Origin of the sequence: Pseudomonas sp. TMW22089 (genome assembly GCF_022496645.1) — a bacterium.
GTDB lineage: Bacteria > Pseudomonadota > Gammaproteobacteria > Pseudomonadales > Pseudomonadaceae > Aquipseudomonas > Aquipseudomonas paraversuta.
On the sequence record NZ_SCFG01000015.1, the window covers coordinates 17,095 to 30,950 of the forward strand.

General features: G+C 60.3%; 11 protein-coding genes and 3 tRNA genes. 6 read left to right on the plus strand and 8 right to left on the minus strand.

The window, feature by feature from the left end:
• Positions 1-93 precede the first annotated feature (93 nt).
• The 4 genes from EQV90_RS14755 to EQV90_RS14770 all read left to right on the plus strand — a co-directional run bounded on the left by EQV90_RS14755 (position 94) and on the right by EQV90_RS14770 (position 3,615).
• Positions 94-813, plus strand: a complete 720-nt coding sequence (locus tag EQV90_RS14755) for an ABC transporter permease subunit (protein WP_010656910.1) — start codon at positions 94-96, stop codon at positions 811-813.
• On the plus strand, positions 810-1,520 hold the full coding sequence (locus tag EQV90_RS14760; RefSeq protein WP_240878327.1) for an ABC transporter permease: 711 nt from the start codon (positions 810-812) through the stop codon (positions 1,518-1,520). Before EQV90_RS14755 ends, EQV90_RS14760 begins: the two co-directional genes overlap by 4 nt.
• A 48-nt stretch (positions 1,521-1,568) precedes the next feature.
• Positions 1,569-2,810, plus strand: coding sequence for an FAD-dependent oxidoreductase (locus tag EQV90_RS14765; protein ID WP_160627839.1), 1,242 nt, complete (start codon positions 1,569-1,571; stop codon positions 2,808-2,810).
• Between the two features lie 79 nt (positions 2,811-2,889).
• A complete protein-coding gene (locus EQV90_RS14770) occupies positions 2,890-3,615 on the plus strand; it encodes an amino acid ABC transporter ATP-binding protein (RefSeq protein ID WP_127196492.1) in 726 nt (241 codons plus the stop codon).
• A 287-nt stretch (positions 3,616-3,902) separates the two neighbouring features.
• Here EQV90_RS14770 and EQV90_RS14775 read toward each other — a convergent pair whose 3' ends face one another.
• A complete protein-coding gene (locus EQV90_RS14775; RefSeq protein WP_010656912.1) occupies positions 3,903-5,939 on the minus strand; it encodes an NADPH-dependent 2,4-dienoyl-CoA reductase in 2,037 nt (678 codons plus the stop codon).
• A gap of 210 nt (positions 5,940-6,149) precedes the next feature.
• On the opposite strand from EQV90_RS14775, the gene EQV90_RS14780 reads away from it, so the two are divergent.
• Both EQV90_RS14780 and EQV90_RS14785 read left to right on the plus strand, forming a co-directional pair.
• Entirely contained in the window at positions 6,150-7,280 is a 1,131-nt protein-coding gene (locus EQV90_RS14780) for a carbon-nitrogen hydrolase family protein (protein ID WP_003446126.1), read from the plus strand.
• Positions 7,281-7,284: 4 nt separating this feature from the next.
• A complete protein-coding gene (locus tag EQV90_RS14785; protein WP_003446128.1) occupies positions 7,285-8,325 on the plus strand; it encodes an AraC family transcriptional regulator in 1,041 nt (346 codons plus the stop codon).
• A gap of 255 nt (positions 8,326-8,580) precedes the next feature.
• On the opposite strand, the gene EQV90_RS14790 is transcribed toward EQV90_RS14785, so the two are convergent.
• The 7 genes from EQV90_RS14790 to purF form a co-directional block, all read right to left on the minus strand.
• Positions 8,581-9,435: a DUF2242 domain-containing protein gene (locus EQV90_RS14790; RefSeq protein WP_003446132.1), complete on the minus strand. Its 855-nt coding sequence runs from the start codon at positions 9,433-9,435 to the stop codon at positions 8,581-8,583.
• A 316-nt stretch (positions 9,436-9,751) separates the two neighbouring features.
• Positions 9,752-9,828 (minus strand) — tRNA-Asp (locus EQV90_RS14795).
• A gap of 102 nt (positions 9,829-9,930) precedes the next feature.
• Positions 9,931-10,007, minus strand: a tRNA-Asp gene (locus EQV90_RS14800).
• Positions 10,008-10,063: 56 nt separating this feature from the next.
• A tRNA-Val gene (locus EQV90_RS14805) sits at positions 10,064-10,139 on the minus strand.
• A gap of 112 nt (positions 10,140-10,251) precedes the next feature.
• The gene (locus EQV90_RS14810; RefSeq protein ID WP_165439751.1) at positions 10,252-11,022 is read right to left on the minus strand and encodes an SDR family oxidoreductase; all 771 of its coding nucleotides are present in this window, start codon (positions 11,020-11,022) and stop codon (positions 10,252-10,254) included.
• A 5-nt stretch (positions 11,023-11,027) separates the two neighbouring features.
• Positions 11,028-12,239: an O-succinylhomoserine sulfhydrylase gene (locus EQV90_RS14815; RefSeq protein WP_240878328.1), complete on the minus strand. Its 1,212-nt coding sequence runs from the start codon at positions 12,237-12,239 to the stop codon at positions 11,028-11,030.
• 78 nt (positions 12,240-12,317) lie between these two features.
• Positions 12,318-13,823, minus strand: coding sequence for an amidophosphoribosyltransferase (gene purF, locus EQV90_RS14820; RefSeq protein ID WP_003446138.1), 1,506 nt, complete (start codon positions 13,821-13,823; stop codon positions 12,318-12,320).
• Between the last annotated feature and the right edge of the window lie 33 nt (positions 13,824-13,856).

A 13,856-nucleotide genomic window follows, 5' to 3' on the forward strand; every position in this document is an offset into this window, starting at 1 on the left:
CGGTTGAGGGCCTCCCTGCCAATGACCCGGCCCTGCGCACCTGGCGTGCGCGGCGGCTGAATTTCGGCCCTTTTTTTGCCCGGGGATTCGAGCATGCTCGATCAACTCTCACTTCTTTCCTTCGCCAGTGGCGGCTGGGGCTCGGCGCTGCTTGCCGGCTCGCTGGTCACCATAGCCCTGGCCCTGAGCTGCCTGCCCATCGGTTTACCGCTGGGCCTGATCGTGGCCGTGGCGGCCCGCTCCAAAAATCGCTGGATGCGGGCCTGGGCAACAACCTTCTCTACGGTATTCCGTGGCCTGCCGGAACTGCTGACGCTGCTGATCATTTATTACGGCTGCCAGATCGCCGCGCAAAAGATCCTCGCCCTGATGGGCTACGACGCACAGTTCACGATCAATACCTTTGTCGCGGCGATGATTGCGTTCAGCCTGGTATTTGCCGCGTTTTCCAGCGAGATCTGGCTAGGGGCATTCAAGACCATTCCCAAGGGCCAATTCGAAGCGGCCTCGGCGCTGGGCCTGTCGAAGTTCACCACCTTTCGCAAAGTGGTGCTGCCACAACTGGCGCGCATCGCCCTGCCCGGCCTGTCGAACAACTGGCTGTCGCTGCTTAAGGACACGTCCCTGGTGTCGACCATCGCCCTGGTGGACCTGATGCGCCAGACCAACCTGGCGGTCAGCGTCACCAAGGACCCGATGCTGTTTTACACCGTGGCCTGCTTCATCTACCTGTTTTTCTCGGCGATTTCCGGGCGTCTGTTTGCCTTTCTTGAGCGCCACTTCAACCGCCATATACGGAGCGTGCAGCCATGAGCCTGGCGGAACTGCAAAACATGTTTCTCAGCCCCGAGCTGCTGGAACGCTACGGCCCGCGCTTTATCGACGGGCTGCTGGTGACCACCAAGCTGGTGGCGATTTCCTTCACCCTGGGCGCGGTGCTCGGCCTGCTGATTGCTCTGGACCGCTTGTCCGGCAACCGCTTCCTGCGCAGTTTTACCGGCGCCTATGTGTACTTCTTTCGCGGTTCACCGCTGCTGGCACAGCTGTTCCTGCTGTATTACGGCCTGGGATCGTTCAAGGGTTTCTGGCAAGACGTCGGCCTGTGGTGGTTTTTCCGCGATGCCTGGTTCTGCACCCTGCTGGCCTTCACCCTGAACACAGCGGCCTATCAGGCCGAGATTCTGCGCGGCAGCATTCTGTCGGTAGCCCAGGGCCAGCGTGAAGCCAGCAAGGCATTGAACCTGTCGCGCTGGACCACCTTTCGCAAAATCATCCTGCCGCAATCGCTGCTGGTGGCCATCGGCCCGCTGGGCAATGAATTGATCCTGATGATCAAGGCCAGCGCCATCGCCTCGCTGGTCACCATTTACGACTTGATGGGGGTCACCAAGATGGTGTTCTCCCGCAGTTTCGACTTCCAGGTCTATCTCTGGGCCGCCGTGCTGTACCTGGTGATCGTGGAAATCGTGCGCCGCAGCCTGAAATTCATCGAAGGCCGTCTCGGACGGCATTTGCAGTAAACCCATTTTTCGGGCTGCAAATACGGCCCTCGTCTCAAGGATTTGTTTATGCATTGCGACACTATCGTTCTGGGGGCCGGCATCGTCGGCGTCAGTACCGCGTTGCAACTCCAGGCACGCGGGCGCAGCGTGGTGCTGCTCGACCGCGCCCAACCGGGTAGCGGCACCAGTCATGGCAACGCCGGGCTGATCGAGCGCGCCAGTGTTATCCCTTACTCGTTCCCGCGGGAAATCACCCGCCTGCTGCGCTATGGCCTCAATCAGCAATCGGACGTGCGCTACAGCCTCAGACACCTGCCCAAAGCCGGGCCGTGGCTGATGAAATACTGGCAGCAGTCGGGCAGCAAGGGGCTGGCCCATGCCACCCGGGCCATGCTGCCGCTGATTGAACAATGTGTCAGCGAACATGATCTGCTGGCCGAGCCGGCGGGCATGGGTCATCTGATCCAGGACAGCGGCTGGATCGAGGTTTACCGCACCGCGGACGACTTCGCCAAGGCCCAGCGTGATGCCGCCGATTTGAGCGAGTTCAAGCTCAACTATCGGGTACTGGACCAGCAACAGGTGCACGCGCTGGAACCCGGCCTGCATACCGATGTGATCGGTGGCATTCACTGGCTCGACCCCAAGACCGTCAGCGATCCGGGCGGCCTGACCCGGGGCTATGCCGAACTCTTTATCAAGCGCGGCGGCACCTTTGTGACCGGCGATGCCACCAGCCTGCGGCAAACGGCCGGGCAATGGCAGGTCGAGAGCCACAAAGGCCTGATCATCGGCAATGAAGTGGTGATTGCACTCGGACCGCAAGCCCGGGAAATTTTCCAGCCGCTGGGCTACCGGATTCCCCTGGCGATCAAGCGCGGCTACCACATGCATTACGCCGCCAAGGACGGCCACACCATGCAGCATCCGATTCTCGACTCGGTGGGCGGTTATGTCCTGGCCCCCATGGTGGGTGGTATTCGCCTGACCACAGGGATCGAATTTGCAGACAGTGATGACCCGATCAACGAAATCCAGCTACGCCGTTGCGAAGAGCGTGCCCAACGCCTGTATCCGCTGGGTCAGCGGGTGGACGCCGAACCCTGGCTCGGCCGCCGCCCCTGCCTGCCGGACATGTGCCCGGTGATTGGTCCCGGCAGCCGGCATAAAGGTTTGTGGTTCAACTTTGGCCATGCCCACCACGGCCTGACACTGGGCCCGGTCAGCGGCCGCCTGCTGGCAGAGATGATGACCGGCCAGACCCCGTTCACCGACCCGACGCCCTACAGCGCCGAGCGCTTTAACTGATCACTGGAGACGCACCATGCACGCTCAACCTGCTTACGTTCATAATCCTGTGTCGCCAGTCACTGACACCCGCAAGGTGGTGGTGGATATCGCCGGTCTGAACAAGTACTACAGCGCCTTTCATGTACTCAAAGGCATCGACCTTAAAGTGCACGAAGGCGAGCGGATCGTACTGTGCGGGCCATCGGGTTCGGGCAAGTCGACCCTGATCCGCTGCATCAACCGCCTGGAGATCGCCGAGCAAGGGCGGATTCTGGTGAACAGCACCGACCTGTCCCAGGCCACGCGCGAAGCCGCCCAGGTGCGCAGCGAAATCGGCATGGTGTTCCAGCACTTCAACCTGTTCCCGCACATGAGTGTGCTGGACAACTGCATTCTGGCGCCGATGTCGGTGCGCGGCCTGTCGCGCAAGAAGGCGGTTGAACTGGCGCAGCACTTTCTGGAGAAGGTGGGCATTGCCATTCAGGCCAACAAATACCCGAGCCAGCTGTCGGGCGGCCAGCAGCAGCGCGTGGCGATTGCCCGGGCACTGTGCATGGAGCCGAAAATCATGTTGTTTGATGAACCGACTTCGGCGCTGGACCCGGAAATGGTCAGCGAAGTGCTGGATGTGATGGTCAAACTGGCGGGCAGCGGCATGACCATGCTCTGTGTCACCCACGAAATGGGCTTTGCCCGCCAGGTGGCCGAGCGGGTGCTGTTTCTGGATGGCGGCATGATCATCGAAGATTCACCGCCCGAAGACTTCTTCAACGCCCCGAAAAGCCCGCGGGCCAAAGCCTTTCTTGCACAGATAGTGCACTGACAGACAATTGCCTGTTCTTCTGCAGGAGCGAGCTTGCCTCGCGATACCGACAACCCGCTCATTCAGATGCACCGCAGCGATGTCATCGCGAGGCAAGCTCGCTCCTACACTACAGCTGTGCGGCCAGACGCGAGCCCTGTGCGTTGCAACGCTCGCGAGCAAGCCAGCTGACAGCACATAAAGTGGGCCCGCTCCCGCTGTAGGAGCGAGCTTGCCTCGCGATACCGATGACCCGCTCATTCAGATGCACCGCAGCGATGTCATCGCGAGGCAGGCTCGCTCCTACCCTACAGCTGTGCGGCCAGACGCGAGCCCTGGTTGATGGCGCGCTTGGCATCCAGCTCGGCCGCAACATCGGCGCCACCAATCAAATGCACGTTCTGCCCGGCGGCAATCAGGCCGTCCTGCAGCTCGCGCAACGGGTCCTGACCGGCGCAGATGACGATGTTGTCCACCGGCAGCACTTGGGGCTCGCCTTCGCCAATCCGGATATGCAAACCGTCGTTGTCGATGCTCAGGTATTCAACGCTGTTGAGCATTTGCACCTGTTTGTTCTTCAGACCGGTGCGGTGAATCCAGCCGGTGGTCTTGCCCAGACCGTCGCCCACTTTGCTCGCCTTGCGTTGCAGCAGAAACACCTGACGCGCCGGGGCATGCACCTCGGGCTTGATCCCCGCAACGCCGCCCCGGGCCTCCAGCCGGGTATCGATGCCCCACTCTTTCCAGAACGCTTCGCGATCCAGACTGGTGGCAACCCCTTGTTGCACCAGGAACTCGGACACGTCAAAACCAATGCCACCGGCGCCGATCACGGCAACCCTGGCGCCAACCGGCTTGCGCTGAAGAATCACATCCAGGTAGCTCAGTACCTTGGGGTTGTCGATGCCCGGTATGGCCGGGGTGCGCGGAGCAATCCCGGTAGCCAGTATGATTTCGTCAAAACCGCCTGCCAGTAATTGCGCTACGTCGACACGGGTGTTCAGGCAAACCTCAACCCCGGTGGTCTGCAGCTTGCGACCGAAGTAGCGCAGGGTTTCGAAGAATTCTTCCTTGCCCGGTACACGCTTGGCCACGTTGAACTGGCCACCAATCTCGCTGGCCGAATCGAACAGTGTCACTTGATGCCCGCGCTCGGCAGCCACGGTCGCTGCCGAAAGCCCCGCAGGCCCGGCACCGACCACGGCGATTTTCTTCACCGCAATGGTTGGCAGGTAGTTGAGCTCGGTTTCGTGGCAAGCTCGGGGGTTGACCAGGCAGCTGGTGAGCTTGCCGCCAAAGGTGTGGTCCAGGCACGCCTGGTTGCAGCCGATGCAGGTGTTGATTTCATCGCTGCGGCCAGCAGCAGCCTTGTTGACGAACTCGGGGTCGGCGAGGAACGGTCGCGCCATGGACACGATGTCGGCGTCGCCGTCAGCCAGAATCTGTTCGGCAATTTCCGGAGTGTTGATGCGGTTGGTGGTAATCAGCGGCACGTTGACCGAACCACGCAACTTGGCGGTCACTTTGCTGAAGGCACCACGGGGCACTTTGGTGGCAATGGTCGGAATGCGCGCTTCGTGCCAGCCAATTCCGGTGTTGATCAAGGTCGCACCGGCCTGTTCGACAGCCTTGGCCAGTTGCACGATCTCGGACCAGACACTGCCTTCAGCAACCAGATCGAGCATCGACAGGCGATAGATAATGATGAAGTTCGGCCCCACCGCTTCGCGCACCCGGCGCACGATTTCCACCGCCAAACGCATGCGGTTTTCATAGCAACCGCCCCAGCGGTCGGTGCGATGGTTGGTGTGCGCGGCGAGGAACTGGTTGATGAAGTAGCCTTCGGAACCCATGATTTCAACGCCGTCATAGTTGGCGCTTTGAGCCAGCCTGGCGCAGGTCACGAAGTCGCTGATCTGCTTCTCGATGCCTTCTTCATCCAGTTCTTTGGGGGTGAACGGGTTGATCGGCGCCTTGATTGCGCTCGGAGCCACCTGACGGGGGCTGTAGGCATAACGCCCGGCATGGAGGATCTGCAGGCAGATCTTGCCGCCCGCATCGTGCACCGCACGGGTCACCACCAAATGCTTTTCTGCCTCTTCGGCGGTACTCAGCTTGGCCGCGCCACTGTACACGCCGCCTTCGTCGTTGGGGGCAATGCCGCCCGTGACCATCAAGCCGACCCCGCCTTTGGCACGCTCGGCAAAATAGGCCGCCATGCGCTCAAAGCCACCGGGTTTTTCTTCAAGGCCGGTGTGCATGGAGCCCATCAGGCTGCGGTTGCGCAAGGTGGTAAAACCCAGATCCAGCGGGGCCATCAAATGCGGGTAGTGAGAGGCAGTCATCGGCGAGCTCCACAACAGGATAAATCACGGAACGCGGGATGCTCTGTGGCTCCCGTCGTTTATGCCAGCCACAGTAAAGATACCTGCGGGGTCACTCAATGACTCAAAGTGACAAATTGCTAACCTAAATGCGCAGCCCCCCTTGGCAAGCCGGGACCAGCACCCTACCCTAGTTGCCGAATCCCGCCCAAGGCTGTTGCTCTATTTCCAATGCGTAAATTATTTGCCTGCACCTTAATCGTCACCCTCATCGCCGCTACCGCCGGCTACTGGTTCTGGGCCCAGCAACGCGAGGTGGGCCACTACCTCTCGGACCTGCGCATCGAGCTGACCCTCAACGACGGCGTCAACCACGACCGTGGCAATCTGCTGGGTATCGAGCCGGACCTGTCACCCCGGGACTACCAAAGCCTGGATCTGGTGCGCCTCAAGCTTGCGGCGTATCTGGACAAAGCCCGGGATGCCGGACTGCTCAACGACAAGACCATCGTCGTGCTGCCGGAACACATCGGCACCTGGCTGGTGTTTCGCGGCGAAAAGAATGAGCTGTATCAGGCGGCCAATCTTGCGCAGGCCATGGACTGGCTGGTACGGAGCAACCCGCTGGCCTTCGCCAGTGCCTGGCTTCGCGCCGAGGGCGACAGCCGGGCCAACGATGCTCATCTGCGAATGAAAGCCAGGAGCATGGCCCGCGATTACCAGACCCTGTTTGGCGGGCTGGCCAAAGAATACGGTGTGACCCTGGTGGCCGGCAGCATCGCCTTGCCGGAGCCACGCATCGAGAACGGCAAACTGCTGCCCGGCTCAGGCCCGCTGTACAACAGCAGCATTGTGTTTGGCCGGGACGGTATGCCCCTGGGTACGCCGCAACGCCAGTTACTCCCCACTTACGAAGAACAAAGCTATATCCAGCCAAGCCCTGAACACCAATTGAACGTGATCGACACACCGGCCGGTCGCCTGGGCATTCTGGTCGGCAGCGACAGCTGGTATCCCGAGAACTACCGCACATTGAACGAGCAAGGGGCGCAACTGATCGCTGTCCCCGCGTTCATGATTGGTAAAAACACCTGGGATCAACCCTGGGGCGGCTTTAAAAGTGTCACGAGCCCCAGTGAAATCAGCCTCAAGCCCGGAGAAGTCAGCGAAGGCGAAGCCTGGCACCGGCTGACGCTGATCAGCAGCGTCCCCAGCAGTACAGCCGAAGCCGGCATCACGGTGTTCTCCCGTGGCAAATTCTGGGACAAGCACAGCGTCGGCTGGGGGTTTGTCAGCCGTAACGGGCAAACCAGCCCAGACCAGCCCGGCAGCGGTGCCCGCTTGCTGAACCTGTGGCTGTAAACCTGTGAAACCGCTGCCGATGCGTCTGGGGGATCTTTCAGTCGGGTTTGTTGAATGCCTGGCCGACGCGGTGCGCAGTTATGGCCACGACCCTCTGCCTTTACTCGCTCAATACGGACTCGATCCGGCCCGCCTCGGGCAACCGCTGGCGCGACTGTCGATCCCGCGCTACATGCGCCTGGGGCACGCCGCGATTGCCTTGACCGGCGACCCGGCCCTGGGTTTGCGCATGGGCCAGATGAGCAGGCTGCCCCAGACCGGCCTGGCCGGTGTAACCGCAGCCCAGGCACCCACGGTACGGGAAGCGGCACGCACGCTGATTCGCTTTGAAGCCCTGTATGCCTCCAACTATCGCGGCCAGTCGAGCCTGCACGAAGACGCTCAGGGCGCCTGGCTGCGCTTTTATTCCATCAGCCCGTATAACGCCTACAACCGTTTTGTGGTGGACTCGATCATTGCTGGCTGGCTGCAGCAGCTGTCATCTGTTGCGGCCCGGCCTTTGCTGGGTGAGCACATCGATATCGAGTTCAGCGAGCCGGAGTATGCCGAGCGCTACGCCATCCTGAGCCATACCTCGGTGAGCTTTCGGGCCGAGACCAACCAGCTGCGGCTGAACCACGCCAGTCTGGATCTGCGTAACCCGCAGCACTGCCCCACAACCTGGGCATTCTTGCTGCAACTGTGCGAGCGCGAACTGGAGCAATTGACCCGAACCCGCAGCCTGCGCGAGCGGATTACGCAAATGCTGGGGCCTTTGCTCAATGGCGGGCGCGAACCCGATCTGGAGGAAGTGGCGGTGCGCCTCAAGCTGCCAACCTGGACCTTACGCCGCAAGCTGGCAGAAGAAGGCACGCAGTTCCGGGCGATTCTCAACGATACGCGGCGTGACCTCGCCATGACCTATATCCGCGATACGGAACTGGCCTTTGGCGAGATTGCCTACTTGTTGGGGTTTGCCTCGGCAGAGGCCTTTCAGAGGGCGTTCAAGCGCTGGAACGCGCAGACTCCGGGAGAGTTCCGTCGTCGCCAGCGCAACACTGCATGAGGCGGTCCAGAGCCTAAAGCTCGGTTGCGTCGTCCGCAGGTTCCAGCGGGTCCAGCTCAAAAGCCTGATACTCAAGCAACTCTTCCTGATAGTCGTCCATTGCCACATCCCTTTTCGTTCTATTGGTTCAAGTCATGCCTGAGGGGCGCTGAAAGTGAGTTTAAAGCGCTCCCATGAAGGAAAAATGACACCTTGCGAGCACTCGACTTCACTGACTTTTTAAACGTAGCAGAGTTCATGGAAATTACTGCACGCTTATTGTGCCGGCAGCGCCTCTGGCACAACGGGTAGAGGGGTGATCGCCGGTTCCGGCGCAGGCACTGCGGGTGCGGCGGCTTTTTCAGGCGCCGAAGGTGTGGCCGGCGGTGTGGCTGGCGGTTCGACCGGCGCCGGAGCAGGCACGACTTCTGCCGGCAGCACCGGGGCGCTCTCCACTGGCGGTTGCAAGCTGGCAGGCTCGGCAGCCGCAGGCACCTCGACTGGCGCAGCCGGCTTGGGGGCCGCCTCGACCTTGGCCGGGACAACTTCAGGTACACCCAGATCGGTCTTGGGCTTTTCCGGAATATGCGCAGCCTTTTTCACTTCCTTGGGCAGGAACACTTCCACCAGCGCGAAAAAGCGATCATAGAACTGGGGCGAAGACACGGTTTCGCTGGCCACTTTCACCATCGAGTCATCGGAGGAGCCAATCGGCATCGACACCGAACCCAGCACCCCCACCCCGAGGCTGGCCGAGTTGTTGACCTTCTTCAGTGCGTAACGGTCCTGCAGGGCGTTGGCAAACATGGTGGCGTGATGCTCCGAGCCGCCGTCGTCTGCGCAGACCACGTTAAAGCTGATCTCCAGATGACTTTCGCCGGTTTGCTGGAAGCTCTTGTGGCCACTGATCATTTTTGCATCGTTACTGGTGATGATGTAGCCCTGGCTGAGCAAGGCGCGTCGTGCAGCTTCGCACGAGGCTTTATCGGTCACCGGATAATTACGCGAAAACGTTCCCGAATCATCGAAGTTCTCATGCTCGTAGATGGCTGTTTTCTTCGACGAGCAACCTGCGAGTCCGGCCAGCAAAAGGACGGCAACCAAAGCGCGCAAGGGGAATGACTTAAGCATTAAAGATCCTGAAGAGAACGGTGACGGGACGTATTGTGCATCAGTTGGCATTTTTTGCGCGCAGTTTGATTCGATCACATTGGCGCAGCAAGGCTGAAACCGCCCAAACCTGTAGTCGCTGCCAAAGGCTGCGCCCAGGGCCGCAGGGCCTTCCCTTGTCATTCAGACATGCAAAGGGGTCGCTTCACCGCCCTTCGCAGCCTTCGGCAGCGACTACGGAGCACGCAGCGTCATGAAGAAATCCGGGCACAAAAAAAGCGACCCTAAGGTCGCTTTCTTTGTAGCTCCAGAGAGTTCAAGGGCTCTGGAGCAAATATGGCGCAGCGGACGGGACTCGAACCCGCGACCCCCGGCGTGACAGGCCGGTATTCTAACCGACTGAACTACCGCTGCGTATCGCTCGGACTTGCGTCCGTTTGAAACTTTTAAAACCTGTGACTGAAAAGCTTCGGTGCTTTTCAAGCCCAAGCCAGGAAAACCTGACCTGTACAAATATGGCGCAGCGGACGGGACTCGAACCCGCGACCCCCGGCGTGACAGGCCGGTATTCTAACCGACTGAACTACCGCTGCGCGTCGGTTGGTTGTTCTTTTCAGAACCACCTTTCTCTTTCGAGAAACTCAAGAAGTGGTGGGTGATGACGGGATCGAACCGCCGACCCTCTGCTTGTAAGGCAGATGCTCTCCCAGCTGAGCTAATCACCCTTTGCTTCGTTGAGGCCGCGAAATTTACGCAGGTATTGAACCTAAGTCAAGGACAAGGTTGAGTTTTTTTCAAAATAAGCAAAAAACCCGAACCTCGCTCCCGCGGACTGCTTTATTCCCCGTAAACCATTTTCTTGCTCATGCCGCCGTCGACCACAAACTCCTGCCCCGTCACAAATCCGGCATTGCGCGACAGCAGCCACGCAACCATGGACGCAACGTCTTCCACGGTGCCTGCACGCCCTGCCGGGTGCTGGGCGTGATCCGTGTCGGTGAGCGGCTGCGCACGCCTCACAGAGGGGTCCCGGGCGTCAATCCAGCCCGGGCTGACCGCGTTGACCCTGATCTCCGGCCCAAGGCTGATGGCCAGCGCATGGGTCAATGCCAGCAAACCGCCCTTGCTCGCCACGTAAGCCTCGGTATCGGGCTCGGATTGACGGGCACGGGTGGAAGCCAGATTAACGATCGAGCCACAATGCGCACGCAAGTAAGGCGCGCAGTGTTTGGCCAGGAGCATGGGACCGGTGAGGTTGACCGCCAGTACCCGGTTCCAGTGCTCCAGATCGAGGCTTTCCAGGGTCATGTTGTGCGGGTCGGCAATTGCCGCGTTGCTCACCAGCGCGTCCAGACGTCCGAACTGCCCCAATACCTGGGCCACGCAACCGATGACATCGGCCTCTACCGACACATCCATGGTCACGAACCAGGCATTTTCACCCAGCACCCTGGCCACTTTAGAGCCCCGTGCACGGTCGATGTCGGTCAGCACTACCTGCCAGCCTTCACTGACCAGCCACGCGGCGATCCCCAGGCCAATGCCCCGCGCAGCGCCGGTTACCAGCGCCACACGCCCATTACCGGCAACGGGTACCTCAAGGATCATATCGTTCACAGTGCGGCCAGGCCTCGCGCCAGATCTGCTTGCAGGTCGGTGACATCTTCCAGGCCCACGGCGATGCGGATCAGACTGTCCTGAATGCCGGCAGCTGCACGTTCCTGCGGCGCCAACCGGCCATGGGATGTGGTGGACGGATGGGTGATGGTGGTCTTGCTGTCCCCCAGGTTGGCGGTGATTGAAATCAGGCGCGTGGCATCGATAAAGCGCCATGCGCCCTCTTTGCCGCCCCGGACTTCAAAACTCACCACCGCGCCAAAACCGCGCTGCTGACGCTGGGCCAAGGCATGCTGCGGGTGGCTTTTGAGACCGGCATAGTGGACCTTCTCAATCCCGTCCTGCTGCTCCAGCCACTCAGCCAGGGCCTGGGCACTGGCACAGTGGGCACGCATGCGCAGATTCAAGGTTTCCAGCCCCTTGAGGAAAATCCAGGCGTTGAACGGGCTCAGGGTCGGCCCTGCAGTACGCAGGAAGCCTACGACTTCTTTCATCTGCTCACTGCGACCGGCAACCACCCCGCCCATGCAACGACCCTGGCCGTCGATGAATTTGGTGGCCGAATGCACAACAATGTCGGCACCCAGCTTGAGCGGCTGCTGCAAGGCAGGCGTGCAGAAGCAGTTGTCGACCACCAGCATCGCGCCCTTGGCGTGGGCAATCTCTGCCAGAGCCGCAATATCCACCAGCTCGGCCAGCGGATTGGAAGGCGACTCAACAAACAGCAATCGGGTATTGGGCTTGATCGCCGCGTCCCAGCCAGCCAGTTCAGCCAGCGGTACATAGTCGACCTGCACGCCGAAGCGTTTGAAGTATTTCTCGAACAGGCTGATGGTTGAGCCGAACACGCTGCGCGAGACCAGAATATGATCACCGGCACTGCACAGACTCATGACCACTGACAAAATTGCCGCCATGCCGGTCGCTGTCGCCACGGCCTGCTCCGCCCCTTCGAGGGCCGCCATGCGCTCTTCGAATGCTCGCACCGTGGGGTTGGTGTAACGCGAATAGACGTTGCCCGCCACCTCGCCCGAGAACCTGGCTGCTGCATCTGCGGCGGTGCGGAACACGTAGCTGGAAGTCAGGAACATCGCATCACCGTGCTCGCCTTCCGGCGTACGGTGCTGGCCAGCACGCACAGCCAAGGTATCGAACGCTACGCCCTCGAGGTCGCTATCCAGCCGTCCCGCACCCCAATCCTGACTCATGCTGCCCACTCCTTGCTGTGTATTTGCTTTGTATTGGAGAAACGCAAACCGGCCCATCAGGGCCGGTTTAGTGAACACTTAGTTGTTGTACAAGCCTATCGTTGCACCGACACCTTGAGCAACCACCTTGGAAGCATCGTTGCGCGCACGCTCGATTCTCTCCAGATAGTTGTCATCGATATCGCCAGTGACGTACTTGCCGTCGAACACTGCGCAATCAAACTTGTCGATCTTGATTTTGCCACCACCCACCGCTTCGATCAGGTCAGGCAGGTCCTGATAGATCAGCCAGTCGGCACCGATCAGCTCGGCCACTTCCTGGGTGCTGCGATTGTGCGCGATCAGTTCGTGAGCGCTTGGCATGTCGATGCCATACACGTTCGGGTAGCGCACAGCCGGAGCTGCCGAGCAGAAGTAAACATTTTTCGCGCCGGCTTCGCGGGCCATCTGAATGATCTGCTTGCAGGTGGTACCGCGCACGATCGAGTCATCCACCAGCATCACGTTCTTGCCGCGGAACTCAAGCTCGATGGCGTTGAGCTTCTGGCGCACGGACTTTTTACGCGCAGCCTGGCCCGGCATGATGAAGGTACGGCCGATGTAACGGTTCTTGACGAAACCTTCGCGGAACTTGACGCCCAGGTGGTTAGCCAGTTCCAGCGCAGCGCAACGGCTGGTGTCCGGAATCGGGATGACCACATCGATATCGTGATCCGGGCGCTCGCGCAGAATCTTCTCGGCGAGCTTCTCGCCCATACGCAGACGGGCCTTGTATACCGAAATGCCATCGATGATCGAATCGGGACGCGCCAGGTACACGTGCTCGAAGATGCACGGGGTCAGTTGCGGGTTAACAGCACACTGACGGGTGTGCAGCTGGCCGTCATTGGTGATGTAAACCGCTTCGCCCGGCGCCAGGTCACGGATCAGGGTGAAGCCCAGCACGTCCAGGGACACGCTTTCGGAAGCGATCATGTACTCGACGCCTTCGTCGGTATGACGCTGACCGAAGACGATAGGACGAATGGCATTCGGATCACGGAAACCGACGATACCGTAGCCGGTAATCATCGCAACCACGGCGTAACCACCGCGGCAGCGGTTGTGTACGTCTGTGACCGCTGCAAACACGTCTTCTTCGGTTGGCTGCAATTTGCCACGCTGAGCCAGCTCATGGGCAAATACGTTAAGCAGCACTTCCGAATCGGAATTGGTGTTGACGTGGCGCAGGTCAGATTCGTAAATCTCCTTGGCCAGTTGTTCAACGTTGGTCAGGTTGCCGTTATGCGCCAGGGTAATGCCGTATGGCGAGTTGACATAAAACGGCTGGGCTTCAGCTGAAGTCGAGCTGCCTGCAGTTGGATAGCGCACATGGCCAATGCCCATGTGCCCGACCAGACGCTGCATGTGTCGCTGATGAAATACATCGCGAACCAGCCCGTTGTCCTTGCGCAGGAATAACCGGCCTTCATGACTGGTCACAATACCGGCAGCATCCTGGCCGCGGTGCTGGAGGACGGTTAGCGCGTCATACAGCGCCTGATTGACGTTCGACTTACCGACGATACCGACGATGCCACACATGCGACGCAACCCCTACTTAATGGATCTGAACTG

Coding starts and splice junctions, on each gene's coding strand:
- EQV90_RS14755 (WP_010656910.1), top strand. CDS start 94: ATGCTCGATCAACTCTCACTTCTTTCCTTCGCCAGTGGCGGCTGGGGC.
- EQV90_RS14760 (WP_240878327.1), top strand. CDS start 810: ATGAGCCTGGCGGAACTGCAAAACATGTTTCTCAGCCCCGAGCTGCTG.
- EQV90_RS14765 (WP_160627839.1), top strand. CDS start 1,569: ATGCATTGCGACACTATCGTTCTGGGGGCCGGCATCGTCGGCGTCAGT.
- EQV90_RS14775 (WP_010656912.1), bottom strand. CDS start 5,939: ATGACTGCCTCTCACTACCCGCATTTGATGGCCCCGCTGGATCTGGGT.
- EQV90_RS14780 (WP_003446126.1), top strand. CDS start 6,150: ATGCGTAAATTATTTGCCTGCACCTTAATCGTCACCCTCATCGCCGCT.
- EQV90_RS14790 (WP_003446132.1), bottom strand. CDS start 9,435: ATGCTTAAGTCATTCCCCTTGCGCGCTTTGGTTGCCGTCCTTTTGCTG.
- EQV90_RS14810 (WP_165439751.1), bottom strand. CDS start 11,022: ATGATCCTTGAGGTACCCGTTGCCGGTAATGGGCGTGTGGCGCTGGTA.
- EQV90_RS14815 (WP_240878328.1), bottom strand. CDS start 12,239: ATGAGTCAGGATTGGGGTGCGGGACGGCTGGATAGCGACCTCGAGGGC.
- purF (WP_003446138.1), bottom strand. CDS start 13,823: ATGTGTGGCATCGTCGGTATCGTCGGTAAGTCGAACGTCAATCAGGCG.